General features: G+C 57.6%; 30 protein-coding genes. 14 read left to right on the plus strand and 16 right to left on the minus strand.

Features of this window, described 5'->3' with window-relative positions:
* Position 1: 1 nt before the first annotated feature.
* The 4 genes from petA to zapE all read right to left on the minus strand — a co-directional run bounded on the left by petA (position 2) and on the right by zapE (position 3,064).
* On the minus strand, positions 2–592 hold the full coding sequence (gene petA, locus UN63_RS06325; protein ID WP_104485932.1) for a ubiquinol-cytochrome c reductase iron-sulfur subunit: 591 nt from the start codon (positions 590–592) through the stop codon (positions 2–4).
* 283 nt (positions 593–875) lie between these two features.
* The gene (rpsI, locus tag UN63_RS06330; RefSeq protein WP_104485933.1) at positions 876–1,268 is read right to left on the minus strand and encodes a 30S ribosomal protein S9; all 393 of its coding nucleotides are present in this window, start codon (positions 1,266–1,268) and stop codon (positions 876–878) included.
* A gap of 15 nt (positions 1,269–1,283) precedes the next feature.
* Positions 1,284–1,712 (minus strand): 50S ribosomal protein L13, encoded by a 429-nt coding sequence (gene rplM / locus UN63_RS06335; protein ID WP_104485934.1) that lies wholly within the window; start codon positions 1,710–1,712, stop codon positions 1,284–1,286.
* A 251-nt stretch (positions 1,713–1,963) separates the two neighbouring features.
* Positions 1,964–3,064, minus strand: coding sequence for a cell division protein ZapE (gene zapE, locus UN63_RS06340; protein ID WP_104485935.1), 1,101 nt, complete (start codon positions 3,062–3,064; stop codon positions 1,964–1,966).
* Positions 3,065–3,272: 208 nt separating this feature from the next.
* On the opposite strand from zapE, the gene UN63_RS06345 reads away from it, so the two are divergent.
* Together UN63_RS06345 and degS are read left to right on the plus strand one after the other, a co-directional pair.
* Entirely contained in the window at positions 3,273–4,631 is a 1,359-nt protein-coding gene (locus tag UN63_RS06345; RefSeq protein WP_104485936.1) for a Do family serine endopeptidase, read from the plus strand.
* 102 nt (positions 4,632–4,733) lie between these two features.
* Complete coding sequence (gene degS, locus UN63_RS06350) at positions 4,734–5,831, plus strand: outer membrane-stress sensor serine endopeptidase DegS (protein ID WP_104485937.1); 1,098 nt, start codon at positions 4,734–4,736, stop codon at positions 5,829–5,831.
* Positions 5,832–6,042: 211 nt separating this feature from the next.
* On the opposite strand, the gene murA is transcribed toward degS, so the two are convergent.
* The 7 genes from murA to mlaF are packed head-to-tail and all read right to left on the minus strand — an operon-like array spanning position 6,043 to position 10,556.
* On the minus strand, positions 6,043–7,299 hold the full coding sequence (gene murA, locus UN63_RS06355; RefSeq protein ID WP_104485938.1) for a UDP-N-acetylglucosamine 1-carboxyvinyltransferase: 1,257 nt from the start codon (positions 7,297–7,299) through the stop codon (positions 6,043–6,045).
* A 12-nt stretch (positions 7,300–7,311) separates the two neighbouring features.
* Entirely contained in the window at positions 7,312–7,572 is a 261-nt protein-coding gene (locus tag UN63_RS06360) for a BolA family protein (RefSeq protein ID WP_104485939.1), read from the minus strand.
* On the minus strand, positions 7,559–7,843 hold the full coding sequence (locus UN63_RS06365; RefSeq protein ID WP_104485940.1) for an STAS domain-containing protein: 285 nt from the start codon (positions 7,841–7,843) through the stop codon (positions 7,559–7,561). Before UN63_RS06365 ends, UN63_RS06360 begins: the two co-directional genes overlap by 14 nt.
* On the minus strand, positions 7,840–8,481 hold the full coding sequence (mlaC, locus tag UN63_RS06370) for a phospholipid-binding protein MlaC (protein WP_181068190.1): 642 nt from the start codon (positions 8,479–8,481) through the stop codon (positions 7,840–7,842). The genes UN63_RS06365 and mlaC overlap by 4 nt, the downstream gene beginning before the upstream one ends.
* Before the next feature lie 25 nt (positions 8,482–8,506).
* Positions 8,507–8,980, minus strand: a complete 474-nt coding sequence (mlaD, locus tag UN63_RS06375; protein WP_104485942.1) for an outer membrane lipid asymmetry maintenance protein MlaD — start codon at positions 8,978–8,980, stop codon at positions 8,507–8,509.
* Between the two features lie 6 nt (positions 8,981–8,986).
* On the minus strand, positions 8,987–9,766 hold the full coding sequence (gene mlaE / locus UN63_RS06380; protein ID WP_104485943.1) for a lipid asymmetry maintenance ABC transporter permease subunit MlaE: 780 nt from the start codon (positions 9,764–9,766) through the stop codon (positions 8,987–8,989).
* Positions 9,756–10,556 (minus strand): phospholipid ABC transporter ATP-binding protein MlaF, encoded by an 801-nt coding sequence (mlaF, locus tag UN63_RS06385; protein ID WP_104485944.1) that lies wholly within the window; start codon positions 10,554–10,556, stop codon positions 9,756–9,758. Before mlaF ends, mlaE begins: the two co-directional genes overlap by 11 nt.
* Positions 10,557–10,777: 221 nt before the next feature.
* Between mlaF and UN63_RS06390 the strand changes: the two genes are divergently transcribed.
* The 11 genes from UN63_RS06390 to mgtE are packed head-to-tail and all read left to right on the plus strand — an operon-like array spanning position 10,778 to position 18,869.
* Positions 10,778–11,752, plus strand: coding sequence for a KpsF/GutQ family sugar-phosphate isomerase (locus UN63_RS06390; protein ID WP_104485945.1), 975 nt, complete (start codon positions 10,778–10,780; stop codon positions 11,750–11,752).
* A complete protein-coding gene (gene kdsC, locus UN63_RS06395) occupies positions 11,752–12,303 on the plus strand; it encodes a 3-deoxy-manno-octulosonate-8-phosphatase KdsC (protein ID WP_104485946.1) in 552 nt (183 codons plus the stop codon). Before UN63_RS06390 ends, kdsC begins: the two co-directional genes overlap by 1 nt.
* Positions 12,300–12,851 carry an LPS export ABC transporter periplasmic protein LptC gene (gene lptC / locus UN63_RS06400; RefSeq protein WP_104485947.1) on the plus strand — a complete coding sequence of 184 codons (552 nt, stop codon included), beginning with the start codon at positions 12,300–12,302 and terminating at the stop codon, positions 12,849–12,851. The genes kdsC and lptC overlap by 4 nt, the downstream gene beginning before the upstream one ends.
* On the plus strand, positions 12,817–13,350 hold the full coding sequence (gene lptA, locus UN63_RS06405) for a lipopolysaccharide transport periplasmic protein LptA (protein WP_104485948.1): 534 nt from the start codon (positions 12,817–12,819) through the stop codon (positions 13,348–13,350). The genes lptC and lptA overlap by 35 nt, the downstream gene beginning before the upstream one ends.
* A 2-nt stretch (positions 13,351–13,352) precedes the next feature.
* Positions 13,353–14,078: an LPS export ABC transporter ATP-binding protein gene (gene lptB / locus UN63_RS06410; RefSeq protein ID WP_104485949.1), complete on the plus strand. Its 726-nt coding sequence runs from the start codon at positions 13,353–13,355 to the stop codon at positions 14,076–14,078.
* A gap of 50 nt (positions 14,079–14,128) precedes the next feature.
* Positions 14,129–15,568, plus strand: coding sequence for an RNA polymerase factor sigma-54 (locus UN63_RS06415; protein ID WP_104485950.1), 1,440 nt, complete (start codon positions 14,129–14,131; stop codon positions 15,566–15,568).
* 24 nt (positions 15,569–15,592) lie between these two features.
* On the plus strand, positions 15,593–15,880 hold the full coding sequence (gene hpf / locus UN63_RS06420; protein WP_104485951.1) for a ribosome hibernation promoting factor: 288 nt from the start codon (positions 15,593–15,595) through the stop codon (positions 15,878–15,880).
* A gap of 2 nt (positions 15,881–15,882) precedes the next feature.
* Complete coding sequence (gene ptsN / locus UN63_RS06425; RefSeq protein WP_104485952.1) at positions 15,883–16,329, plus strand: PTS IIA-like nitrogen regulatory protein PtsN; 447 nt, start codon at positions 15,883–15,885, stop codon at positions 16,327–16,329.
* Between the two features lie 10 nt (positions 16,330–16,339).
* Entirely contained in the window at positions 16,340–17,200 is an 861-nt protein-coding gene (gene rapZ, locus UN63_RS06430; protein ID WP_104485953.1) for an RNase adapter RapZ, read from the plus strand.
* Positions 17,193–17,468, plus strand: a complete 276-nt coding sequence (locus UN63_RS06435; protein WP_104485954.1) for an HPr family phosphocarrier protein — start codon at positions 17,193–17,195, stop codon at positions 17,466–17,468. Before rapZ ends, UN63_RS06435 begins: the two co-directional genes overlap by 8 nt.
* A gap of 39 nt (positions 17,469–17,507) precedes the next feature.
* Positions 17,508–18,869, plus strand: a complete 1,362-nt coding sequence (gene mgtE, locus UN63_RS06440) for a magnesium transporter (RefSeq protein ID WP_104485955.1) — start codon at positions 17,508–17,510, stop codon at positions 18,867–18,869.
* 44 nt (positions 18,870–18,913) lie between these two features.
* Here mgtE and pmbA read toward each other — a convergent pair whose 3' ends face one another.
* Complete coding sequence (pmbA, locus tag UN63_RS06445; RefSeq protein WP_104485963.1) at positions 18,914–20,254, minus strand: metalloprotease PmbA; 1,341 nt, start codon at positions 20,252–20,254, stop codon at positions 18,914–18,916.
* A 103-nt stretch (positions 20,255–20,357) separates the two neighbouring features.
* On the opposite strand from pmbA, the gene yjgA reads away from it, so the two are divergent.
* Positions 20,358–20,894: a ribosome biogenesis factor YjgA gene (gene yjgA, locus UN63_RS06450; RefSeq protein WP_104485956.1), complete on the plus strand. Its 537-nt coding sequence runs from the start codon at positions 20,358–20,360 to the stop codon at positions 20,892–20,894.
* Positions 20,895–20,998: 104 nt separating this feature from the next.
* Here the strand turns inward: yjgA and UN63_RS06455 are convergent, their stop codons facing one another.
* From UN63_RS06455 to UN63_RS06475, 4 genes are all read right to left on the minus strand, one after another.
* Positions 20,999–21,193, minus strand: a complete 195-nt coding sequence (locus UN63_RS06455) for a hypothetical protein (protein ID WP_104485957.1) — start codon at positions 21,191–21,193, stop codon at positions 20,999–21,001.
* A 130-nt stretch (positions 21,194–21,323) separates the two neighbouring features.
* A complete protein-coding gene (tldD, locus tag UN63_RS06460; protein ID WP_104485958.1) occupies positions 21,324–22,769 on the minus strand; it encodes a metalloprotease TldD in 1,446 nt (481 codons plus the stop codon).
* Positions 22,759–23,589, minus strand: a complete 831-nt coding sequence (locus tag UN63_RS06465; protein ID WP_104485959.1) for a carbon-nitrogen hydrolase family protein — start codon at positions 23,587–23,589, stop codon at positions 22,759–22,761. Before UN63_RS06465 ends, tldD begins: the two co-directional genes overlap by 11 nt.
* 507 nt (positions 23,590–24,096) lie before the next feature.
* Positions 24,097–25,321, minus strand: a 1,225-nt coding sequence (locus UN63_RS06475) for a YhdP family phospholipid transporter (RefSeq protein WP_280530382.1), incomplete at its 5' end; no start/stop codon positions are given.

Below are 25,321 nucleotides of genomic sequence, written 5' to 3' on the forward strand. Positions count from 1 at the left end.
CTTAGGCTCCTTCCTTGTCTGCGCCAACCAGAATGGTGGCATCATTGACATAGTAATAAGGGGGGATCACCAGATTCAACGGGGCGGGTACGCTCTGGAAGACGCGACCGGCCATATCGAACTTGGAGCCGTGGCAAGGGCAGAAGAAACCAGAGGTAATCCCCTGAACCTGCTCACCGAACGAGTCCGGCAGGTAGGTAGGTGAACAACCCAGGTGGGTACAAAGCCCTACCGCCACAAACAACTCGGGTTTGATCGAGCGGTAGCCGTTCTGGGCATAATCCGGTTGTTGCGGCTGCTCCGAGGCAGGATCCCGCAGCTGGTTATCGTGCTTGGACAGGGCATCCAGGGTGTCCTGGGTGCGGCGGACTATCCAGACCGGCTTTCCTCGCCATTCCACCCGGATCAACTGACCCGGCTCGACTTTACTGACATCTACTTCTACCGGGGCTCCAGCCGCCTTCGCTTTGGCGCTGGGATTCCACGATGCGATAAAAGGCACAGCGGCAAAAGCAGCTCCGACCCCACCCACGGCTGTGGTTGACCAGGTCAGAAATCTGCGGCGACCGGTATCAACTGGCGCATTGCTCATCCAAAAACTCTCCCATTTGGTCTCCGCGCGTTTATTGTTCGTTCCATGCTTCGAGACGGCTTATGACAACTGCGGCGGATATTATGGTTTCAATTGCCACGAAAAAACCCCGAAATTCTAAAGAAAAGCGCGGTCTTTTACAAGGACGGGTAAAGGGTCAATAAATCACTGTTTCACAGCATAATTTGTTATGAAACAAGGAATTATTAGTGAATCTGATCCATTTCTTTCAAATATAAAAAAGCCCGGGTAAACCCGGGCTTTGATATAAACGCAATCCCAATTAACGCTTGGAGAACTGAGGACGCTTACGTGCTTTATGCAGACCGACTTTCTTACGTTCAACGCGACGAGCGTCACGAGTAACGAAGCCAGCCTTGCGCAGCGAACCGCGCAGGGTTTCGTCGTATTGCATCAGGGCACGAGTAATGCCGTGACGAATAGCGCCGGCCTGACCTGAAATGCCACCACCAGCAACGGTGATGAACAGATCAAATTTATCGGTCATCTCAACCAGTTCTAAAGGCTGACGAACCACCATGCGGGCGGTTTCGCGACCAAAGTACTGATCCAGTGAACGCTTATTGATAACGATGTTACCGCTGCCCTGCTTCACGAATACACGTGCAGTAGAGCTTTTGCGACGACCGGTACCGTAGTATTGAGTTTCTGCCATTTGCCTAATCCCGCCTTAGATGTCCAGTACTTGAGGTTGTTGCGCAGCGTGGTTGTGCTGGCTGCCGACAAAGACTTTCATCTTGCGGAACATAGCACGACCCAGCGGGCCACGGGGCAGCATGCCGCGAACGGCAGACTCAATTACCATCTCGGGCTTACGTACAATCAGCTTCTCGAAGCTGATGGACTTCAGGCCACCCGGAAAACCGGAGTGAGAGTAGTAGATTTTGCCTTCGGCTTTATTACCGGTTACCTGAATTTTCTCGGCATTGATCACGACGATGTAATCGCCACAGTCAACGTGCGGAGTGAATTCCGGCTTATGCTTACCACGCAGACGACTAGCGATCTCGGTGGCCAAACGACCCAGAGTTTTGCCCTCTGCATCAACAACATACCAGTCACGCTTTACGGTTTCTGGCTTAGCAACAAAAGTTTTCATGGATAAACCCAAATTACTTAAAATGAATCATACACTTGCGCACATGCGCAAAACACGACAAGACCTGTACCCCTTCGAGCACCAGTCTGCTTACAGTGATGCTGTCTCATCGACAGCTGTGTAACGTGGGCCGGGCGATTATAGGTAAAGTTGCCGTAAAAATCACCTGCTAATTTTAATGCCCATTAAAATTAGTCGGCCCGCCCGCCCCTTCCCGGCATCATGCCCAGATACCGGGGCGGGTATTGTGACTAAGGAAGGTGCTCTCTGGCAAGATATTCGTGGGATTGCATTTCAGTCAGTCGAGACAGGCAGCGTTTGAACTCGAAGCCGAGCCGGCCCTGACCGTAGAGTTCTGTCATCGGTACCGCCGCCGAGATGATCAATTTGACGTGCCGCTCATAGAATTCATCGACCATGGCGATAAAGCGCCGGGCCGCGTCATCGCTGTCCTGGCCCATGGGCACCACGTTGGCCAGCAGAACCGAATGATAGCAACGGGCCAGCTCGATATAGTCCAGCTGGGAGCGTGCCGTGCAGCACAGCTGCTGAAAATCGATATGGAGCACGCCGTCGCCTTCGGCCAGGGTCTTGAGCCGACGATGGTTGATTTCGATCTCGGCCCCCCTGGTGCCGGGCTCGCTGGTCAGTCGATCGAAATACCGCTCCAGATTGGTTTTTGCCTGGGCATCGAGCGGTGAATGATAGATTTCTGCCTGTTCCAGGGTCCGGAGCCGATAATCCACCCCCGAGTCGACGTTGACCACCTCGCAATGCTGCTTGATAAGCGCGATGGCCGGCAGAAAACGGGCCCGCTGCAAGCCATTGCGGTACAGCTCGTCCGGCGGAATGTTGGAAGTCGCCACCAGGATAACCCCATGACCGAACAGGTACTGGAACAAGGTTCCCAGTATCATGGCATCGGTGATGTCGGAGACGAAAAATTCGTCAAAACAGATCACCCGGGCTTCCCTGGCCAGACGCTCGGCCACCAGCTTGAGCGGATCCGCCTGTCCTTTCAGGCTCTGCAACTCGTCATGCACCCGCACCATGAAGCGGTGAAAATGTACCCTGAGCTTGTTGTCAAACGGCAGGCAGTCATAGAAGGTATCCACCAGATAGGTCTTGCCCCGACCGACACCACCCCAGAAGTAAAGTCCCTGGATAGCCTTCACCGGTGCCGGCTTGTTGCCGGTCAGTTTATGCCACAGGCTGAGTCTGGGCTGAGCCGGCGGCGGTGCCATCAGCTCATCAAACAACCGCTGCAGATGCGACACCGCCAAGGCCTGGGCCGGATCGCGGACAAAATCGTGACGACTGAGGTCTGACTGGTATTTTTTACTCGGGGTCATTAGGGTATATAACAACTTGGCTAATAACAGGGGTGACGGCCAGTGTAAATGCCCCAACCCTGCCCGGGCAAGCGCTGCCAGAGGCCGGGACTTGATCTTGCTAACAAAAACCACAATAAATAATACAGACCGAATCGGAACTCTTGTTCCACGACGAAGGTCAGAATGAACTCTTTCTTGAAGAATCCATCGATTTAGGAGCATCTGCATGAAACGTCGACTCCCCCTGGTATCCGCCCTGGCTCTGAGCCTGGGTCTGGCCATACTGCCCCAGGCTCAAGCCGCCTTGCCATTCGGTGCCGGTAGCGACATCCGCAGTCTGGCTCCGGTGCTGGAAAAAGTCACTCCCGGCGTGGTCAATATTTCGGTGTCCGGCAGCAAGGTCAGCCGCCAGGCGCTGCCCGAAGCCTTCCGCTTCTTTTTTGGCCCCGGTATTCCCGGCGAACAGGTGCAGGAACGACCCTTTCAGGCGCTGGGCTCTGGCGTGATCATCGATGCGAAGAAAGGCTATGTGATTACCAATAACCACGTTATCGAAGACGCCGACAAGATTATCATCACGCTGATCGACGGCCAGGAGTACGAAGCCGAGTTGATCGGCACCGATAAACAAAGCGACATAGCGCTGTTAAAAGTCGATGCCAAGAACCTGGTCGAAGTCGAGTTTGCCGACTCCGACCAACTCCGGGTGGGTGACTTCGCCATCGCCATCGGCAATCCCTTCGGCCTGGGGCAGACCGTCACTTCCGGTATCATCAGCGCCTTGGGTCGTTCCGGTCTCAACGTGGAGAATCTGGAAAACTTCATTCAGACCGATGCGGCCATCAACTCCGGCAACTCCGGCGGCGCCCTGCTAAATCTGGACGGCAAGCTGGTCGGCATCAATACCGCCATTCTCGGCCCGGGCGGCGGCAATATCGGCATTGGCTTTGCCATTCCAGCCAATATGGTCAAGAGTCTGGCCGATCAAATCCTGGAGTACGGTGAAGTCCGCCGCGGTGTACTGGGCGTGATGGGCGGTGAACTGACCTCGGAGCTGGCGCGGACCTTTGGCTACCGCAGTCAGCACGGTGCCTTTGTCAGCCAGGTGCTGGAAAACTCTTCCGCCGCCAAGGCTGGTTTGCAAGCGGGCGACATCATCATCAGCCTGGACGGTAAACCCATCCGCTCCTTCGGCGAGTTACGCGCCAAGGTGGCCACCATGGGGGCGGACAAAACCGTCAGTCTGGGGCTGTTCCGCGATGGTAAAGAGCAGAAGGTCGAGGTGACCCTGTCCCGGGCCGACGAAGAGAACATTCAGGCCAATACCCTGAATGAATCGCTGGAAGGTGCATTACTGGCTCAGACCGACGGCGAAGACAAGGTACAGGGCGTCAAAATCACCGAGGTGACCCCCCGCTCTGCTGCGGCCATGTCCGGCCTGGAAAAAGGTGACATCATCATCGGCGTCAATCGCCAGCGGGTAAAAAATCTGAACGATTTACGTCAGATAGTTCAGAGCAAGCCGGAAGTACTGGCGCTCAACATACAGCGCGGCAACTCTTCCATCTATCTGGTACTCAGGTAATTCAGCAAGGCGTGAGGGGTCTTGATCCCTCATGCCTCACCTCTCACTCCTCATGGTCCAATATGTTATGCTGTAGTCATTCGACAACAATCACAGCATCCCATGCGGCTAGCCTCTTCTATCAAGTTTCTGCTTCAGGCCGGAGCCTTAGGCGTCCTGATGGCCCTGATCCTGCTATTGCTGTTTCCGCAACTAAAGACCCAGCCTTTCGAGCACTGGTGGCGCAACCAGCAGGTTGGTGTGTCCAGTTTTTCTTATGCCGCTAGCCGAGCCGGGCCCGCCGTGGTCAATATTTATACCCGCAGCTTTCAACGGGGTAGTGAGTCACCCGAACTCAGCGCCACCGGCCTGGGATCAGGCGTCATCATGTCGGATCAGGGCTATGTGCTCACCAATTATCATGTCATTGCCGATGCGGACCAGGTCATAGTCGCGTTACAGGATGGGCGCATTCTCGCCGGTGACGTCACCGGTTTCGATGTGCCCACCGATCTGGCAGTACTGAAAATTACCGCCGCTCAGTTGCCGGTAATCCCTCAGGATGACGAACTCTCACCTCAGGTCGGCGATATTGTGCTGGCCATCGGTAACCCTTATAACGTGGGCCAAACAATTACCCAGGGTATTATCAGTGCCACCGGTCGTACCGGCCTGTCCAGCATGGGGCCGGACAGCAACGGCCGTCAGGATTTGCTGCAGACCGACGCCGCCATCAATGCCGGCAACTCCGGTGGTGCCCTGGTCAACGTCTACGGCGAGATGGTCGGCATTAATACCGCTTCCTTTCAGAGCCTGGCCCATCAGGAAAGTTATGGCATCAACTTTGCTATTCCCTATGCTCTGGCCCACCGCATCATGCAGGAGCTGATCGTCAACGGTCGGGTGATCCGGGGCTATCTGGGCATCAGTGGCGCCGATATTCCGCCGATGATGGCGCAGCTGCTTAAACTGGAAGATCGCACCGGCATCTATGTGGAGGGGGTCAACGAGCAAGGCCCCGCGGCCAAGGCCGGCATTACCCAGGAAGATGTGCTCATGAATATCGATGGCAAGGCCATTCGCAACATGCGCCATGCCATGGACATAATTGCCGAAACCCGTCCCGGTACCGAAATACAGATAACCTTGCTGCGAGGCGGCAAGATACTGACGTTACCGGTGATGCTCGAAGAAGATAGCCGCTTTCAGCGGTTACGGTAAGGGCAGCCATCAGCGTTAAGCTGTCAGCCATAAGCAAAACAAGCGCACCTGTATATATCGCCTTTATTCTGGATGCACAGGCGTGGTTTCGTTGAGAGCGGGCCACAAAAACTAAAGGGGTCAGGTGTATGACACCTGACCCCTTTACGTTAAATTCGCCAGCCACTCGCGCCACTGACGGCTTAAAGCTTATCGCTTACAGCTGCTCTGATTACGCCTTGAAGCGTTTGATATTACCGCCCAAAGCAGACAGCTTGTCTTCGATAAACTCGTAACCCCGGTCGATATGGTAGATACGGTCCACTATGGTGGTGCCTTCGGCCACGAAACCGGCCAGCACCAGGCTGGCAGAGGCCCGCAGATCGGTGGCCATCACGGTTGCGCCGGTCAGCTGCTCGGTATCGTCACAGATGGCCATGTTGCCGTTCAGCTCGATATGAGCACCCATGCGATTCAGCTCGGGCACGTGCATGAAGCGGTTTTCGAAGATGGTCTCGGTCACCCTGCCCACCCCCTTGGCCACCGCGTTGAGCACGGTAAACTGGGCCTGCATATCGGTCGGAAACGCCGGATACGGCGCCGTCTTGATATCGACCGGCTTCAGTGTACGACCGGTCATGTCCAGGCGAATCCAGTCTTTACCGGTCTCTACCAGTGCACCCGCATCCTTGAGCTTGACCAGTACCGCTTCCAGCAGATGCGGATCCGTATTGCGGCAGGTGATATCACCGCCGGTGACGGCCGCACCGACCAGGAAAGTACCGGTCTCGATTCTGTCCGGCTGAACCCGGTACTCGCCGCCGTGCAACGCCTCGACGCCATCGATGATCAGCGTATCCTGACCAATGCCCTGAATGTTGGCACCCAGCGCGTTGAGGAAGTTGGCCAGATCCACCACTTCCGGCTCGCGGGCGGCATTTTCGATGATGGTACGGCCTTCGGCCAGCACCGCCGCCATCATCAGGTTTTCGGTGCCGGTCACGCTGACCATGTCCATCAGGATATGTGCGCCCTGCAGTCGACCGTCGACCCGTGCCTTGATATAGCCGTCTTCCACCTTGATCTCGGCACCCATCTGCTCCAGACCGTGAATATGCAGGTTCACCGGCCGGGCGCCGATGGCACAGCCGCCGGGCAGAGAGACATCTGCCTCGCCGAAGCGGGCCACCAAAGGCCCCAGCGCCAGGATGGAGGCACGCATGGTCCGCACCAGCTCATAAGGTGCAATATGGCTGTTCACCGCGCCGGAAATAGCGATAACGCCATCCTGCTCGCTGACCTTGAGCCCCATGGAGGCCAGCAACTGCAAGGTGGTGTCCACGTCTTTCAGCTTGGGCACGTTGGACAGATGCACAGTTTCATCACACAGCAAGGTACCAAAGAGTATCGGCAGCGCGGCATTCTTGGCGCCGGAGATGGTCACTTCGCCGGCAAGCCGGCAAGGTCCCTGAATTTTAAATTTATCCATTTCGGTTCCTGCTCAGGAAGGCATAATAAATTTTCGTTCCCGCGCCCATTGCTCGGGAGTAAAGGTCTTCACGGTCAGCGCATGGATGGTGTTCTGGGCGATCAGCTCCATCAAGGGGCCATTGATCGCCTGTTGCCGCTTGAGCCGGCTCATGTCGGTGAAGTCGGCGGATACCGCAATGACCTCGAAATGGCTGCCTTCGCTTTTGATATAAAGTTCGTCCAGGGGCAGGGCCTGCCGCAGTAAACGTTCCACTTCGTTATTCAGATCCATGTTGGCTCCCGGAAGGGTTGTCGGTCAGTTCAAATAGCGAACTGACGCCGTATAAATCGGCCAGCGGATAAAAACTGGCCGGGGGGGATATCAGGGTCAGAGCCATGTTGCCGGCGGCCAGCGCCTGGCTCCATTGCACCAGAAAGGCCAGACCGACCGAGTCGATCTGCTTCAGTTCGCTCAAATCCACTCGTTCGGCACCAAACAGGGTATTCCGCTCCGCCCAATAGGCCGGCAGCATATCCCGTGTCAGTTCCCGTTCGAGTTTCATTGGGTTCTTTCCAGCGGCGTAACCGGCTTCTGGGTGTGCGCCTGCAGCTGAAGGGTAACCTTATCGATACCATTCTGACGGATAAGACCACTCAGCTCGGCCTGTTTGGCAGACAAGAGGCTGATGCCCTCGGCCACCATGTCGAATACTCGCCACTCGCCGGTGCGGCCGTTCTGGCGCAGCTTGAACTCCAGCTTGATGGCCGGCTTGTTCGGCTCCAGTACCACAACCGGTACCGAGACCAGCTTTTCGCCCTTGGCGACGGTACCGGTACCTATGTTCAGTTTCTGCTCTTTGTAGGCCGCCAGTGCATCGGCATAGGTCACCACCAGATAGTCGCTGAAGGCGGCAACAAAGCGATCCCGCTGCTCGGGAGTCGTGTTGTTGAGCTGGTTGCCGATCACGCGGAAAGCGGAAAAACGTACATCCACCGCCGGCAGCATTTCTTCCCGCACTATGGTGCGCAGGTATTCCGGATTGGCCTTGATTTCTGCCTGCTGTCTGCTCAGTCTATCGAAGGTGTTCTGGGCGACTTCATTCACCAGCACATAGGGGTTCGACAGCGAGACGGCGGCGGCCAGTGGTGCCCAGAGTCCGGCCAGTATCAACAGCCCTGACATCAGTAATTTTTTCATCATTAGCTCCTAGGGAGTGGGCTTCGGCTTATTTGTCGCCGATGGAATAAATGAACTTTCCGATCAGCTCTTCCAGTACCAGTGCCGATTGGGTGTCCGTTATGGTATCGCCGTCCTTGAGCATGCCGATGCCCATGTCCTCATCGACAAAACCGGGGCTCAGCCCCAGATACTGCTCACCAAGCAAACCCGATGTCTGGATGGCAGCCGTGCTGCTTTCGGCAAATTCACCGGCGCTGCGACTGACCGTCAGGGTCACCACCGGTACCTGATCCTTGGGATCCAGGATTATCTGACTGACTCGTCCCACCACCACGCCGCCCACCTTGACCGGCGAGCGCACCTTAAGACCGCCGATATTATCGAACTTGGCATAGAGGGTATAGCTTTCTCCCTGGCCGTTGGCGCTGATACCGGCGACTTTGAACGCCAGCAGCAGCAAGGCACCGATGCCGGCCAACATAAAGCAGCCGACGCTGAATTCCAGTTTGCTGTATTTCATCAATATTTATCCAAACATGACGGCGGTGAGGGCGAAGTCTAGCCCCAGTACCGCCAGAGAAGAATGAACCACGGTACGCGTCGTGGCCTGACTGATCCCGGCCGCCGTCGGCTGTGCATCGAAACCGTTAAACAGGGCAATCCAGGTCACCACCAGGGCAAACACCAGGCTCTTGATCACGCCCTGCATGATGTCTTGTTGCCAGTCGACTGCCGCCTGCATCGCCGACCAGAAGCCACCTTCGTCCACCCCCAGCCAGTCAACACCCACCAGCTTGGCGCCCCAGATGCCAATAAGGCTGAACATCAGCGCCAGCAAGGGCATGCTGATGAAACCGGCCCAAAAACGCGGCGCCACTACCCGGCGAAGGGGATCTATGCCCATCATCTCCAGGCTGGAAAGCTGTTCGGTCGCCTTCATCAGGCCCAGCTCGGCGGTCAGTGCCGAGCCGGCCCGGCCGGCAAACAGCAGTCCGGTCACCACAGGGCCCAGCTCGCGCAGCAATGACAATGACACCAGCGGACCCAGGCTGCCTTCGGCACCGAAGTCCACCAGCACATTGTATCCCTGCAGAGCCAGCACCATGCCGATGAAAATCCCCGACACCAGTATGATGGCCACCGACTGTACGCCGACCACCTGCAGCTGCTGTATCAGCAGTGGAAAGTGTTTTTTCGGCTGAGGCCGGCCCACCAGGGCATGAAACAACATGAAGCCGGCGCGTCCGCAGGCGGTAATTCCGGCCACGCCCTGACGTCCCAGCCGTCCTATCATATCAATCAACATCGACTAACGACTCCCTGAATGAAGGCGCCGGATAGTGAAACGCCACCGGGCCGTCTGCCTGGCCCTGCAAGAACTGAATCACCTGAGCATCCGTATTCTGTTTCAGCTCGGCCGGGGTACCCGCCGCTATCACCTGCTTGTTGGCGATGATATAGGCGTAATCGGCAATATTCATCACTTCGTCCACATCATGGGTGACGATAATAGAGGTCAACCCCTGAGCCCGGTTCAGCTCGGATATCAGCTTGACCAAGACCCCCATGCTGATGGGATCCTGGCCGGCAAAGGGCTCATCATACATGATCAGCTCGGGATCCAGCGCAATAGCGCGCGCCAGTGCCGCCCGCCGCGCCATGCCGCCGGACAGCTCGGACGGTAGCAGCTTCGCCGCGCCGCGCAATCCCACCGCTTCCAGTTTCATCATCACCAGGGTGCGGATCATGGCTTCCGGCAGGCCGCTGTGCTCGCGCAGCGGGAACGCCACGTTGTCGAACACCGACATGCCGGTGAACAGGGCGCCGCTCTGAAACAGCATACCCATACGGCGCCGCACCTGATATAGACGGGAGCGGCCCAGGCTGGGGATGGACTCGCCGTCGAACAGCACATCGCCGCTGTTTGGCTTGATCTGGCCACCAATGAGTCTTAACAGGGTGGTTTTGCCGATGCCACTCGGGCCCATGATGGCGGTAATCTTGCCTTTGGGGATCTGCAGATTGATCCGGTCATACAGGGTCCGGTCACCATGGCTAAAGCAAAGATCTCTTATTTCTACGAGGCTCTGGCTCAAACTGATTCCCCAATGAAAAGAAAGAATTGTATGAGTTCCCCGATAGATGGGCAACAAGCCGACCGCTTTTCCTTTGCCGGTGCGCCATTCCCTGTCCTCTTACCATATATAAGGAGGTGAGGAGTGAGACGCCGCGACTCCCCCCTACAGTTTTTGTTACATCAGTCGCTTATCGGCACAAGCTTTTCTATAATGGCGCCGCCTAAGGTGTGGAGAAAGCTATGACTGCAGAATTTGATTATCGGAAAACCGCCAAGCAGGTGCTGGATATTGAAAAGGCAGCCATCGATGGCCTTTATCAATATCTGGACCAGGCGTTCAATCATGCCTGCCGGCTGATGTTCCATTGCCCGGGAAAGGTCATCGTGACCGGCATGGGTAAATCCGGGCATATCGCCCACAAGATTGCCGCCACCCTGGCCAGTACCGGTACCCCCGCCTTTTTCGTACATCCGGGCGAAGCCAGCCATGGGGATCTCGGCATGATAGGCCCAGACGATGTGGTGCTGGCCCTGTCCAACTCCGGCGAGAGCAGCGAAATCATTTCATTGTTGCCTGTACTCAAGCGCCGTGGACTGCCGTTGATCTGCCTGACCGGCAACCCCGCCTCCACCATGGCGCGAGAAGCCAATGTGCATCTCTGTACCCGGGTGGAGCAGGAAGCCTGCCCGCTCGGCCTGGCCCCGACCGCCAGCACCACCGCCGCCCTGGTGATGGGCGACGCCTTGGCCGTGTCTCTGCTGGAAGCCCGTGGCTTTACAGCGGATGATTTTGCGCTCAGTCACCCCGGCGGTGCCCTCGGCAAACGCCTGCTGCTGCGAGTGGGCGATGTCATGCACAGAGACGAGCAGGTACCGAAAGTCGGACTCGATACGCTGATCATCGACGCCTTGCTGGAAATCGGCCGCACCGGCCTGGGCTTTACCGCCGTGGTCGACGACCAGCAAAAACTGGTGGGTATCTATACCGATGGCGATCTGCGCCGCACTCTGGATCATAAAATCGATCTGCACCACACTTCCATCGAACAGGTCATGACCCGCAGCTGCACCACGGCGCACGCCGCCATGCTGGTCGCGGAAGCGGTCAAGCTGATGGAAGAAAAGAAAATAAGCGGTCTGCTGGTGGTGGATGAACAACAGCATCCGGTAGGCGCCTTCAACATGCACGACCTGTTACGGGCGGGAGTGATCTGATGGAACAACCAAGCCTTTACGGCCCGGTAGCCGGCGAAGTCTGGCGGCGGATGGCCGGGATAAAATTGCTGATCTGTGATGTGGACGGCGTACTGTCCGACGGCATGATCTATCTCGGTAATCAGGGTGAAGAATACAAGAGCTTCTGCACCAAAGACGGTTTCGGTATAAAGGCCCTGCTTAACGCCGGTATTCAGGTGGCGGTGATCACCGGCCGGGACTCCCGCATCGTCAGCGAACGCATGGCCTCGCTCGGCGTTACTCATGTCTATCAGGGGCAGAGCGACAAGATGCACAGCTATCGCGCCCTGCTCGCTACCCTCAAGCTGGGGCCGGAGCAGGTCGCCTATATCGGCGACGACGTGGTCGACCTGACCGTAATGCAAGACTGCGGTCTGGGTGTGGCCGTGGCCGATGCCCATCCATTGGTGCTGCAGCAAGCCGATTATATTACCCGTATCGACGGCGGCCGAGGCGCCGTGCGCGAACTCTGCGATCTGCTGCTCGACGCCCGGGGCGAGCTGGAACAGGCCAAGGGCATGAGCCTGTGAGTCGCCAGATCTGGTGGTTTGGCGGCCTCTTTCTGGTCGCCCTCGTCTGCTGGCAGTGGTTCAGGCCAATCACCGACACCCCCGTCAATCAGCAGGATTATCAGCCGGATTTTATCGCCAAAAACCTGAGCAGCGTGCAATACAACCAGCTGGGTCTGCCCTACCGCGGACTGGATGCGGAATATGCCGAGTACTACGAGCCGCTGGCCATGACCCTAATGGAAAAACCTGTTATCTTGCTCTATTCGCCCGATGGCCAGCCTCAATGGCAGTTGAGCGGTGATGAGGGCATGATCAACACCAATGATAACGCGGTATTGAACGGCACCGTGGTCGGCCGGGGGCTGCAACCCGATGCCCTGGTGAGAACCCTGACCACCGAATATCTGGAACTGGATTTTATTAAAAACCAGCTGCGCTCCAACCGGAACGTGCAGCTGAACAGCCCTACTTTCCAGGCCCAGGGCCAGGGGCTGCTGGGCAAGCTTGATCAACAAACGGTGGAATTACTGCATGAAACCCGGGCAACCTACTTTACTACTCCTTAGCATCGGCGGCCTGCTGGCCCTCAGCCTCAGCCTGGCCGAGGCCAAAGAGTCTGACTTCAACCAGCCGGTGACCATCGATGCCGGTCGCCAGCTGGTGGAACTGGTCGACAACAAGGTGACCTTCAGCGAGCGGGTCGAGGTCAAACAGGGCACCATGGATGTGCGGGCCGACAAACTGGTGGTGATCCGCAACGAACAGGGATTGCAATCGATGATCGCCCACGGCACGCCGGCCACCTACTACCAGATTCTGGACAGCGGCAAGCCGGTCAAGGCCGAGGCTCGGGAAATCCACTACGATATGAAGGCGCGCACCATCACCCTGCTGAAAGAGGCGAAGCTGAAGCAGAACGACAATATCGTGACCGGCTACCGTATTCGCTACCATATCGACAAGGAACAGATGGAGGCAGAAAGTCAGGGCGGATCAGACCGCGTTACCACCATTTTTCTGCCCGAACAGCTGCAGGACATGAATAAAAAAGAGACACAGAACTGATCATGGCAACACTGAAAGCCCGTGGGCTGCAGAAGAGTTACAAGGGCCGCCAGGTAGTGGCCGATGTCAGCCTGACCGTCAATACCGGCCAGATCGTCGGCCTGCTCGGCCCCAACGGAGCCGGCAAGACCACCTCTTTTTACATGATAGTGGGCCTGGTACAGCGCGATGCCGGCAGCATCACCATCGATGAGCAGGACATCAGCCATCAGCCCATGCATGTACGGGCCCGGGCTGGTATCGGCTATCTGCCCCAGGAAGCTTCCATTTTTCGACGCCTGAGCGTGGCCGACAACTTAATGGCGGTGCTCGAAACCCGCAAGGATCTGGACGCCGCCGGCCGCGACGAAAAAATGGAACAGCTGCTGGAAGAGTTCAACATCACCCACATCCGCGACAGTGCCGGAATGAGTCTGTCCGGAGGCGAACGCCGCCGGGTGGAAATTGCCCGGGCGCTGGCGGCCGATCCGCGCTTCATACTGCTGGATGAACCCTTCGCCGGGGTCGACCCCATCTCGGTGATCGATATCAAAAAAATCATTCTGCACCTGCGCGATCGAGGCTTGGGAGTACTGATTACCGATCACAACGTGCGCGAGACACTGGATGTCTGCGAACGGGCCTATATTGTCAGTCATGGTCATCGTATCGCCGCCGGCACTCCTGCCGAAATACTCGTAAACGAGCAAGTCAAGAAAGTCTATCTTGGTGAACAATTCAGCCTCTGATCTGGCCCGCTGGAAACCCATGCGGTTGACATAGAAGGACTTTTCCAACGATGAAGCCAACTCTTCAGCTACGTCTGGGGCAGCAGCTGACCATGACCCCCCAGTTGCAACAGGCCATTCGCCTGCTGCAACTGTCGAGCCTGGAGCTGCAGCAGGAAATTCAGCTGGCCCTGGAAAGCAACCCCCTGCTGGAACAGGAAGAGCCGGATAGCATCGAGGTAGCCAACGGCGGCAACGACGAGCAGATGGCTGCCGATACCGCCATGGAGCAAAACCGGCTGTCCGACGAACTGCCTATGGATACCCACTGGGACGATATCTATACCGCCTCATCCGGCAGCGGTGGTAACGGCGGCCTGCCCGAAGGCATGGAAGATACCGTTTATCAGGGCGAAACCACCGAAACGCTGCAGGATTACCTGCTGTGGCAGATGCAACTGACCCCCTTCAGCGAGACCGATCAGGCCATCGCCCTGGCTATTATCGACGCCATCGATGACGCCGGTTACCTGACTCAGGAGCTGGAGGATATCCTCGCCGCCGTCTCCGGCGGCGAACAGGATATCGAAGCGGACGAGGTGGAAGCGGTTCTGAAACGCATCCAGCATTTCGATCCCATCGGCGTCGCCGCCCGCAGCGTGCAGGAATGCCTGCGAATTCAGTTGGATCCTTTTCCCGCCGACACCCCCTGGCTGAACGAGGCCCGCCTCGTGATTGATCAGCACATGGTTCTGCTCGGCAACCGGGACTACCGCACCCTGCAACGCAAGACCAGACTGAAAGAAGAAGAGCTCAGGGAAGTACTAGCCCTGATCCAGCAGCTGGAGCCAAGGCCCGGTAACAGCGTGCTGCAAAGCAGCTCCGAATACGTGATTCCGGACCTGGTGGTCACCAAGCAACAGGGTAGCTGGGTCGCCGAACTCAACCCGGAGGCCATGCCCAAAGTCAGGCTGAACCAGACCTATGCCGCCATGGCCCGCCAACCCAGAAACAGTGAAGACGGTCAGTTTATCCGCAACCATTTGCAGGACGCCAAGTGGTTTATCAAGAGTCTGGAAAGCCGGAATGAGACCCTGCTCAAGGTTGCCAATTGTATTGTTGAACAACAACAGGCATTCTTTGAGTATGGAGCCGAAGCCATGAAGCCGATGGTGCTGAATGATGTGGCCGAAGCCGTGGAAATGCACGAGTCCACCATCTCCCGGGTGACCACACAGAAATTCATGCATACCCCCAGAGGGGTGTTCGAGCTGAAGTATTTTTTCTCCAGCCATGTGGGTACCGATGATGGTGGAGAATTTTCGTCGACGGCAATTCGCGCCCTGATCAGGAAACTGGTCGGTGCGGAAAACCCGGCCAAGCCACTGAGCGACAGTAAAATTGCCCAGCTGCTGGCCGAACAGGGGATACAGGTAGCCAGGCGGACCATCGCCAAGTACAGGGAGTCGCTGGCCATCCCCCCTTCCAATCAGCGTAAGCGCCTGATGTAGAGGCAGATCTAGAAGGAAGACGATATGCAAATAAATCTGACTGGACACCATGTAGAAATCACGGATTCCCTGCGTGACTATGTGAACAGCAAGTTTGCCCGACTGGAGCGTCATTTCGACAACATCACCAATGTACACGTCGTCCTCACACTGGAAAAATTGCAGCAGGTAGCCGAAGCCAAGATCAATCTCAGCGGCGGTGAAATCTTTGCCAACTCTCAGCATGACGACATGTACGCCGCCATCGATGGCTTGATCGACAAGCTCGATCGCCAGATCATCAAACACAAAGAGAAGCTCAAGCAAAAATAACCATGGAAGTCGCCGACATACTTAGCAGGGACTGCACCCGCAGTGCAGTCCCCTGCACGAGCAAAAAACGTGCTCTGGAAATCATCAGCGAGCTGGCAGCCCAGCATCTCGACATCAGCAGCCAGCAGTTGTTCGACTGCCTGCTGGCCCGGGAGAAAATGGGTAGCACCGGCATCGGAAACGGTATCGCCATTCCTCATGGCCGTATCGGCGATGAAAACCGGGCAACGGCGGTTTTACTCACCTTTGCCGAACCGGTGGAGTTCGACGCCATCGATAATCAGCCGGTTGGCCTGGTGTTTGCCTTACTGGTACCGGAGCAGGAGTGTAAACAGCATCTCAAGACGCTGTCATTGATTGCCGAAAAGCTCAGCAACAAGCAAGTCTGCAAGCAGTTGCGCCAGGCCGGCAGCGATGACGAACTCTATAACATCATGGTTTCTTCCTGAGGAGAGCAATATGCAGCTGGTGATCGTCAGTGGTCGTTCAGGCTCGGGTAAAACCGTGGCCCTGCGTGTGCTCGAGGATCTGGGCTATTACTGTGTCGATAATCTGCCCGTCGAGCTGCTGCCCGAGCTGGTACAGATGCGTCGACGCAAGCCCGGCGAGGTGGCGGTCAGTATCGATGTACGCAACCTGCCCGACAATGCCGACAAGCTGGAAGCCTGCCTGGCCGAAGTGCGCGCCATGGAAGGTGTCAGCCTGTCCAGTATATTTATCGACGCGGACAACGCCGCCCTTATTCGCCGCTTCGGCGATACCCGCCGACTGCATCCCCTGTCTCGTCACAGCCTGACCCTGGACGAAGCCATCCGTCAGGAAACCCATCTGCTGGCACCCTTGTCTTCCGCCGCCGATCTGCGTATCGATACCTCCGAACTCAGCATTCACGACCTGAGCGAAATTATCCGTGCGCGCATTCTCGGCAAGAAGGAACGGGAACTGAACTGGGTGTTCGAGTCCTTCGGCTACAAATACGGCATCTCTCAGGATGCAGATTTCGTGTTCGATGCCCGCTTTCTGCCCAACCCCCATTGGATAACCGAGCTCCGGCCCTTTACCGGCCAAGACGAGCCGGTGGCCAGCTATCTGAACGGCCAGCCCGAGGTTACCAAATACCTGTGGCAGATTGAAAACCTGCTGGTCACCTGGATGCCGCATCTGGAACGCAACAACCGTAGCTACGTGACCGTCGCCATCGGCTGTACCGGGGGCAAACACAGATCCGTTTATATCGTCGAGCAGCTCGCGCGGGTGTTCCAGCAGATGGGCAAAAGCGTGCAGCTACGCCACCGCACCCTGGAAAAGCACCATGACTAGAATTGAGCGGGATCTGCAAATCGTCAACAAGCTCGGGCTCCATGCTCGGGCCGCCATTCAACTGGTGCAGTTAACGCAACAATTCGATGCCACCGTCACCGTCTGTAGTCAGGAAAAACAGGCCCCGGCCAACAGCGTCATGGGGTTACTGATGCTGGAGACCGCCCAGGGTCATGCCATTCGCGTCGTCGCCGAAGGGCCGGATGCAGAAGCGGCGATGAACGCCGTATCCCGCCTGGTCGCCGACCGCTTCAACGAATCAGAATAATTCCCCTATCCCCGTCCCGCGCAGAGGCCTGAAGCCCGGATGACAGAATCAATCGAAAAACCAAGGACGCCGGATCAGCTGGATACCATCACCCAGGCGCTGAACAGCGGCATGTTCGTGCACGTTCGCCGCATGCTGCAGCAGATGCGCCCCGGCGACGTCGCCTGGCTGCTGGAGTCCTCTCCCTCTCCCAGCCGTAAGGTATTGTGGCAACTTATCGACCCGGATGAATACGGCGAGATCCTGGAGGAACTGTCGGAAGAAGTCAGGGACGGCATTATCCGACTGATGGATCCGGAAAAGCTGGCCGCCGCGCTGGAAGACATGGAGTCGGACGATCTGGCCTATGTACTGCGGGATCTGCCCGAGCAGCTGTTCAATCAGGTGCTCACCCAGATGGACGAGCAGGACAGGCAGCGGGCAAAACAGGCGCTGTCATACCCGGAAGACACCGCCGGCTCCATCATGAACACCGAGTTCATCACCCTGCGTGCCGATGTCAGCATCGACGTGGTACTGCGCTACCTGCGCCTGCATACCGAGCTGCCGGAAGGGACCGATACTCTCTACGTGGTGGATCAACATAACCGTCTGCTCGGCGATATCTCCCTCGCCAGTCTGGTAGTGCAGGATCCTGCCACCACGGTCGCCGACGCCATGGACACCCAGGTGGAAGCCATTCCACTGGCCATGAGTGACACCGAGGTGGCCAACCTGTTCGAGCGCCACGACTGGCTGTCGGCCCCTGTGGTCGACGACGACTATCAGTTGCTGGGCCGTATCACCATCGATGACGTGGTGGACATCATCCGTGAAGAGGGTGAGCACTCGATGATGGGCATGGCCAAGATGGACGATGACGAAGATACCTTCGCGCCGGTACTGACCAGCGCCCGCCGTCGATCCATCTGGCTCACCGTCAACCTGGGCTCAGCCCTGCTCGCCGCCAGCGTCTCCAACATGTTCGAAGAAACGCTGTCACAACTGGCCACCCTGGCCATTCTGATGACCATAGTGCCCTCCATGGGCGGTATTGCCGGCAATCAGACCCTTGCACTGGTGATCCGCGGCATGGCGGTAGGCCATATCGGCGACAGCAACGCCCGCTGGCTGCTGACCAAGGAGGCACTGGTGGGGCTGTTCAACGGCCTGCTGTGGGCAGTAATGGTGGCGATAGTGGTGAGTCTGTGGAAAGGCAGCTGGGAGATAGGCCTGGTGCTGGCCACGGCCATGTTCATCAACCTGTCGGTGGCAGGTCTGGCCGGTGCCGCCATTCCGCTGGTGATGCGCAAGCTCAACATAGATCCGGCCCTGGCCGGCTCCATGGCTCTGACCACCATCACCGACATCGTCGGCCTGTTCTCCTTCCTGGGCCTCTCGACCCTGATATTGCTGCACTGACCGGGGAATAGGGAATAGGGAATAGCAATCCCAATTCCCTGCAGTTATTGTCCGGCGATTTTCATCTCGCCGATCAGTACCGAGCCGGTTTGCAGGCTGGACCGGGTTTCTACATCGGTACCGATGGCCTGAATACCCGCAAACATATCCTTCAGATTACCGGCGATGGTGATCTCTTCCACCGGATAGGCGATTTCGCCGTTTTCCACCCAGAAACCGGCCGCGCCGCGGGAATAGTCACCGGTGACGATATTCACACCCTGGCCCATCATCTCGGTCACCAGCAGGCCGGTGCCCATCATCTTCAGCAGCTGCTCCAGGCTGTGACCGCTGTTTGCCACCGTCCAGTTATGAATGCCGCCGGCATGTCCGGTCAGCTCCATACCGAGCTTGCGGGCCGAATAGCTGGTTAGCAGATAGGTTTTGAGCACCCCGTTTTCGATAATGTGGCGCTCATGGGTACGCACCCCTTCGTTATCAAACGGCGAGCTGGCCAGCCCCTTGTGCAGATGCGGTTGCTCGTGAATGTCGAACCAGTCGGGGAAAACCCGTTCGCCCAGAGCATCGAGCAGGAAGGACGACTTGCGATACAGGTTGCCACCGCTGATGGCCATCACCAGATGACCGAACAGGCTGGCGGCCACGTCTGGATGAAACAGCACCGGTGCCCGTGTGGTATCGATTTTGCGACCGCCCAGACGACCCAGGGTACGGCTAACGGCTTCGTCCGCCACCTGCTCGGGAGTCCAGAGATCTTCGAAGCTACGCGCCGAGGTATACCCGTATTCCCGCTGCATGTCGCCGTCCTGCTCGCCTATCAGCACACAGCTCATGCCGAAGCGACTGCCCGCGTAACCCTTGATAAAGCCGTGGCTGTTACCGTAGACCTTGATGCCCAGGTTGCTGGAAAAACTGGCGCCGTCCGACTGCTTGATGCGGGGATCCCGACCCAACGCATTCTGTTCGCAACGCAGCGCCAGTTCGATACCATCGGCGGGCTCAAGCTGACGAGGAAAGCACAGCTCAAGATCGGGCGCATCCCAAGCCAGGGTATCGGCATCGGCGATACCGGCGAAGGGATCGGCTGTGGTGTAACGGGAAATATCCAGCGCCGCCGCCACGGTGCGGGCGATGGCGTCCGGCCGCAGATCCGAGGTGGAGGCAGAGCCCTTGCGGCCATCCCGATAGACGGCGATCCCTAAGGCGCCGTCCTTGTTGAACTCGATATTCTCCAGTTCGCCGTTACGGGTATTGACCGAAAGCCCGGTCTGCTTGCTGATGGACACTTCGGCGCTGTCTGCGCCCAGTCGCCTGGCGCTGTCGAGGGCCTGTTCTACGGCCAGCTCTAGCTGGCGCTGTTCGGTTTGAATTTCTGCTGGGGTCATGATTAACATCGCTGGCTCAGTTTGGAGTTAGCATAACAGACCCCTGTGTGCCTTGGGAGAAGCTGGTAATATATATGTATATGTTAATTGAGACGGAAAAACTATGAGCCAGCATGACGATCCCACCGGGCACGATGATGAAATCGAATGGGTCAGTAAAAGTGAGATGAAACGGGAAAGCCGCGCCCTGCAGAAATTGGGTGAGTCACTGGTCAAGCTTCAACCCCATGAGCTGGCCAAGGTGCCACTGGACGAAGATGTGCTGGAAGCCATAGAACTGGCACACAAGCTTCACAACAAGCGGGAAGGTCTGCGCCGGCACATGTCCTATATCGGCAAGCTGATGCGCACCCGGGACGTCACCGACATTCAGAAGGCGCTGGCGGGCTTCGAGCACAAGAGTGCCGTAGCCAACGCACAATTCCATAAACTGGAATTATGGCGTGACCGTCTGGTCAAGGAAGGCGACAAGGGGGTGAATGCGCTGCTGGCAGAGCACCGTAACCTGGACCGACAAAAACTGCGTCAGCTGGCTCGCCAGGCTCGCAAGGAACTCGCCGCCGGCCTGCCCCCCCAAGGTTACCGCGAACTGTTCCAGTATCTGAAGCTGAACCTGGGATCTGACGCTTCTGAATCATGACCAGTCAGTCATGATCAGATCATCATGACAAAGAAATGACGGTAAGTCAGACAGAACAACGGGAGCCACGGCTCCCGTTGTTCTTGATGGATTAAACCCGACCGTTAAAAACACATACCCGCCGGTTTTTTACCCATTTTACGTAATTTGGCACATTCACGGTTATCAACACCGTCGCCCTTACTCGCCATTTCCTGCACTACAGGCTGCTGCACATTAAGCACCGAACCGGCCTGAACCGGCATCAACATCAACCCAAGAACAGAGGCAAAGGCTATAGATAGCAATGTTTTCATCATTATCGCCTCCAGATTGCTGCCACGCTTTTGCGTAGGTAAGCACCTATTAGACCTCGCCTAGCACCCGGATCGCACAGAAAAAAACTGTTAACCAGTAGTTAATAATCCGGTTAATAATCGACCAGGGTTATTATTGAGTACCACCCACCGTCATCCGATCCAGCTTGAGTGTCGGCTGGCCGACACCTACCGGTACGCTCTGGCCCTCTTTACCACAAACGCCCACACCGGCATCCAGCGCCAGATCGTTACCCACCATAGACACCTGACTCATGGCCTCGGGGCCGTTGCCAATCAGGGTGGCACCCTTGATCGGTGCGGTCAGCTTGCCGTCTTCGATGAGATAGGCCTCGGAAGCGGAAAACACGAAGCGTCCGGAGGTAATATCCACCTGGCCACCGCCGAAGTTAGGGGCGTAGATGCCCTTCTTCACGCTCCTGATGATCTCTTCCGGCGGTGTCTCACCCGGTAACATATAGGTGTTGGTCATGCGCGGCATCGGCAGGTGAGCGTAAGACTCCCGCCGGCCGTTGCCGGTCGGTGCCATCTTCATCAGCCGGGCATTGAGCTTGTCCTGCATGTAGCCCTTGAGAATGCCGTTTTCGATCAATACGTTATATGAGCTTTCGGTGCCTTCATCGTCGATAGTCAGCGAGCCGCGGCGGTTCGGCAAGGTACCGTCATCCACTATGGTGCACAGGCTGGAGGCCACCTGCTCGCCGATACGACCGGCATAGGCGGACGAGCCCTTGCGGTTGAAGTCGCCTTCCAGGCCGTGACCCACGGCTTCGTGCAGCAAGACACCGGGCCAACCGGCACCCAGCACCACCGGCATGGTGCCGGCCGGGGCATCTATAGCCTCAAGATTGACCAGGGCCTGGCGCACCGCTTCTTTCACGTAGCTCATGGCTCTGGGCTGGCCGTCCAGCTCTTCCAGGAAATAGTCATAGCCGACCCGGCCGCCACCGCCGCTGCCACCCCGTTCGCGCCGACCCTTGCGCTCCACCAGTACCGAGCAGTTCAGCCGCACCAGGGGGCGCAGATCGGTCGCCAGGGTGCCATCGGTGGCCAACACCAGTATCTCTTCGTACACACCGGAAATGGAGGCGATCACCTGGGTTACCGCCGGATCCAGGCTGCGGGCGAAGGCATCCATCTGCTGCAACAGGGCAATCTTCTGCTCCCGGCTCAGGCTGTCGAGCGGGTTGAGGCCGAAATAACGAGGCGTGATGGCGCGCTCGCGACCAACCTGGAAGCGACCATCGCCGCCCTGCTCGGCAATACCCCGGGCCGCGCTCACCGCCTGATCCAGCGCCGTGGCTGTCAGTTCGTCGGAATAGGCAAAACCGGTCTTTTCACCGCTGACCGCCCGTACGCCCACGCCCTGCTCTATGTTGTAGCTGCCGTCTTTGACTATGCCGTCTTCCAACACCCAGGACTCGTGCACGCTGTTCTGAAAATAGAGATCGGCAAAATCAATCTGATGCCGGCTCAGTCTTGCCAGCTGGGCATCCAGCAGCGCCATATCCAGTTCGTTCGGGATCAGCAGGCTGCGGTTAATCTGTTCAATACTCATGCTTGTTTCTCCAAACCGCGCTCAGGCGGGCATGTTGTGCAACCGGCATCTGACGGCGAATACGGGACAGTCGTTCCGAGTCCAACGGGGCGACGACAAGCCCTTCGCCCTTGGGCAGACAGGCTTGAATCTCTCCCCAGGGATCGAGGATCACCGAATGACCCCAGGTCTGGCGGTCACCCTGTTCACCATAGAGGCCCGCCGCCAGCACATAACACTGATTTTCGATAGCGCGAGCCTGCAGCAACGGTAGCCAGTGCGCCAGCCCGGTGACCCGGGTAAAGGCCGCCGGCACCATCAGGATCTCGGCGCCCCGTTCACGCAACGCCCGGTATAACTCAGGAAAACGTAAATCATAACAGATAGACAGCCCAAGACGCCCGAAGGGACTGTCGATCACACAAAGTTCGTCGCCGGGCGCATAGGTGGCCGACTCCCGGTAACGACCGTGACCATCGGCGACATCCACATCGAACAGGTGCAGCTTGTGATAATGACCGACCCGCTCACCCTGCTCGTTATAGACCAGGCTGGTGGCATGCAGCCTTTCGCTGTGCTCGATGCGGGTCGGCATGGAGCCTACGACCAGCCAGATGCCCAGCTCTCGTGCCCATCGGCTGAGCTGGGCCTGAATCGGGCCCTCGCCCAGCGGCTCCGCCAGCTGCAGTGCCGCCTCCTTGCTGCCGAACACCACGGCATTTTCCGGCAACTGCACCAGCAGCGGACGAGTCGATGGCAATTGCCGCAGCCAGGTTTCCAGCCTGGCCCGGTTCTCCGGCCAGTCGGGCCCGGCCGTTATCTGTATCGCAACCAGTTCCATGGCGTACTCCTTATACCAATTACATTGGCTATGTATGAGTTAACTGTGTCTACCCGCGTATCAGCCTTAACGTAGGCTCTTTCGTGATTAAATTAACTACAACAAAAACAGGTAGTTACCGAATTAGACACACTGAACTAGTACATAGCCAATTACATTAAACATTCGATCTTTTTGACTGCGATATCAATCCCGGACAAAGGGCCTGCTTCTCCGACTCGCTCAAGCACCTCCCTGTGGCGCTCAACACATGACCTCCCTGTCATGTGATGGTCGGTGAAGCAGCTCCCTTCGTCCTCCTTGATGCTCCGGCGTTGCCTGTTGGCGCCGTCTGCGGGCAACTCGGTGTTCCAGAAGAGGCAACAGAGAACGGCTCCCACGACCGTGAAATGCCAAGGACGGCATTTCCGAGCCCCCCAAGGATGGGTTTATGGCGTGTCGAGGGAGGCGGCTGTGTTGCCTCTGGTCTGGGGCCTCAATATGACCAGATCATTACCGGGATTGGTATTATTCATTACCGGGCACAGTGACCCGTTTCTGATCCCGTCCCAGCTCGGTCACCCTTGGATGCTCCAGAGGGCCGTCTATCCGGTAGCGGATGCGGGTGAACACATCGACCACGGGGCCCAGCACCTTGGACAGCGCCAACACATAAAGCCCGGTCACCGGGGTGACCGCAAAGGCCGCCAACACCGGCAGGTTGCCGGTCAGGTTCGGCGTAAACTCCAGACGATAATCGAGCCGCTCCGCCGCCAGATCCACCAGGCCGCCGCCGCGCAGATTTCCGGCGGCACCATTCAGGGCTAAATCGTCGTTCTGCAAGACCCCATTCTGTAGCTCGCCGCTGGCGCCGATACTGTCAAAATAGAAGCCCTGCTCGAACACGTCGCGAAAATCCAGCCGTAGCCGACGTAACACCGACTCCATGCTCAGTACCGACAAAAGACCGGCACCTCTGTCATTCACTTCACGCAACACACCGGCGTCGGTGTCGGCATTTAGCCGGCCGTTCAGGCTGGCCAAGTCCGGCCGCCAGGGTACATCCAGCCAGCGCAGCTGCCCCTCGAGCCGGGCCGGGGTTTCGCTGAATGGCGATTCTTTATCCAGCGTTTGCCAAAGCCGCTGCAATGATGACGTGCTGCTCTGCCACTCCAGCCGACTCAGATTGCCGCTCTGATGTTGCAGCCACTGGCCATGGGCCCTTGCCTGCAGAAGCGGACCATCCAGGCTCAGTTCGGTCAGTTGCACCCCATTCTGTTCGGGCTGGGGACGCAACTCGAAGGCCACCTTGCCCAGCGCCAGCTTCTGCCAACGGCAATCGTCACATCGAAATTGCACGGCCGGCAGCTGTCCGGGTTGCAGCCCGTCTTCCGCCGAGGCCGGTTTTACTGCTGGCACAGTGTCTGAAGTATTCGAATCCGGCGTCAGCCAGAGTCGCTTGAAGTGCGCCTGCAGCGGCCGTCCGCCGCCCCAACTCAGGTTTCCATCGGCCTGTTCGGCGGTCACGCTCAACTCTTGTCGCAGCCCCTCCCTCAGGCCGACCGACAACCGGAGCTGATTCAGCGGTTGCTGCCAGAGCTTTGCCCGACTGGCCTGCACCGATACCCGGTAGGGTGTCGGCCATGCAAGCGAGTTTGCCGCTTCCTGTTGCGATGCATCCCTCGGCAAGACGTCTGCCGGGGCAGTATATGATTGCCAGTCCTTTAACAGCGCCAGCCAGTCATCCAGCGGC

Origin of the sequence: Oceanisphaera arctica (assembly GCF_002936955.1) — a bacterium.
In the GTDB taxonomy this organism is placed as follows: Bacteria; Pseudomonadota; Gammaproteobacteria; order Enterobacterales; family Aeromonadaceae; genus Oceanimonas; species Oceanimonas arctica.

Excerpts from the sequence above, each read along its gene's own strand:
- petA (WP_104485932.1), bottom strand. The coding sequence starts at position 592 with ATGAGCAATGCGCCAGTTGATACCGGTCGCCGCAGATTTCTGACCTGG.
- rpsI (WP_104485933.1), bottom strand. The coding sequence starts at position 1,268 with ATGGCAGAAACTCAATACTACGGTACCGGTCGTCGCAAAAGCTCTACT.
- rplM (WP_104485934.1), bottom strand. The coding sequence starts at position 1,712 with ATGAAAACTTTTGTTGCTAAGCCAGAAACCGTAAAGCGTGACTGGTAT.
- zapE (WP_104485935.1), bottom strand. The coding sequence starts at position 3,064 with ATGACCCCGAGTAAAAAATACCAGTCAGACCTCAGTCGTCACGATTTT.
- UN63_RS06345 (WP_104485936.1), top strand. The coding sequence starts at position 3,273 with ATGAAACGTCGACTCCCCCTGGTATCCGCCCTGGCTCTGAGCCTGGGT.
- degS (WP_104485937.1), top strand. The coding sequence starts at position 4,734 with ATGCGGCTAGCCTCTTCTATCAAGTTTCTGCTTCAGGCCGGAGCCTTA.
- murA (WP_104485938.1), bottom strand. The coding sequence starts at position 7,299 with ATGGATAAATTTAAAATTCAGGGACCTTGCCGGCTTGCCGGCGAAGTG.
- UN63_RS06360 (WP_104485939.1), bottom strand. The coding sequence starts at position 7,572 with ATGGATCTGAATAACGAAGTGGAACGTTTACTGCGGCAGGCCCTGCCC.
- UN63_RS06365 (WP_104485940.1), bottom strand. The coding sequence starts at position 7,843 with ATGAAACTCGAACGGGAACTGACACGGGATATGCTGCCGGCCTATTGG.
- mlaC (WP_181068190.1), bottom strand. The coding sequence starts at position 8,481 with ATGATGAAAAAATTACTGATGTCAGGGCTGTTGATACTGGCCGGACTC.
- mlaD (WP_104485942.1), bottom strand. The coding sequence starts at position 8,980 with ATGAAATACAGCAAACTGGAATTCAGCGTCGGCTGCTTTATGTTGGCC.
- mlaE (WP_104485943.1), bottom strand. The coding sequence starts at position 9,766 with ATGTTGATTGATATGATAGGACGGCTGGGACGTCAGGGCGTGGCCGGA.
- UN63_RS06390 (WP_104485945.1), top strand. The coding sequence starts at position 10,778 with ATGACTGCAGAATTTGATTATCGGAAAACCGCCAAGCAGGTGCTGGAT.
- kdsC (WP_104485946.1), top strand. The coding sequence starts at position 11,752 with ATGGAACAACCAAGCCTTTACGGCCCGGTAGCCGGCGAAGTCTGGCGG.
- lptA (WP_104485948.1), top strand. The coding sequence starts at position 12,817 with ATGAAACCCGGGCAACCTACTTTACTACTCCTTAGCATCGGCGGCCTG.
- lptB (WP_104485949.1), top strand. The coding sequence starts at position 13,353 with ATGGCAACACTGAAAGCCCGTGGGCTGCAGAAGAGTTACAAGGGCCGC.
- UN63_RS06415 (WP_104485950.1), top strand. The coding sequence starts at position 14,129 with ATGAAGCCAACTCTTCAGCTACGTCTGGGGCAGCAGCTGACCATGACC.
- hpf (WP_104485951.1), top strand. The coding sequence starts at position 15,593 with ATGCAAATAAATCTGACTGGACACCATGTAGAAATCACGGATTCCCTG.
- ptsN (WP_104485952.1), top strand. The coding sequence starts at position 15,883 with ATGGAAGTCGCCGACATACTTAGCAGGGACTGCACCCGCAGTGCAGTC.
- rapZ (WP_104485953.1), top strand. The coding sequence starts at position 16,340 with ATGCAGCTGGTGATCGTCAGTGGTCGTTCAGGCTCGGGTAAAACCGTG.
- UN63_RS06435 (WP_104485954.1), top strand. The coding sequence starts at position 17,193 with ATGACTAGAATTGAGCGGGATCTGCAAATCGTCAACAAGCTCGGGCTC.
- mgtE (WP_104485955.1), top strand. The coding sequence starts at position 17,508 with ATGACAGAATCAATCGAAAAACCAAGGACGCCGGATCAGCTGGATACC.
- pmbA (WP_104485963.1), bottom strand. The coding sequence starts at position 20,254 with ATGACCCCAGCAGAAATTCAAACCGAACAGCGCCAGCTAGAGCTGGCC.
- yjgA (WP_104485956.1), top strand. The coding sequence starts at position 20,358 with ATGAGCCAGCATGACGATCCCACCGGGCACGATGATGAAATCGAATGG.
- UN63_RS06455 (WP_104485957.1), bottom strand. The coding sequence starts at position 21,193 with ATGATGAAAACATTGCTATCTATAGCCTTTGCCTCTGTTCTTGGGTTG.
- tldD (WP_104485958.1), bottom strand. The coding sequence starts at position 22,769 with ATGAGTATTGAACAGATTAACCGCAGCCTGCTGATCCCGAACGAACTG.
- UN63_RS06465 (WP_104485959.1), bottom strand. The coding sequence starts at position 23,589 with ATGGAACTGGTTGCGATACAGATAACGGCCGGGCCCGACTGGCCGGAG.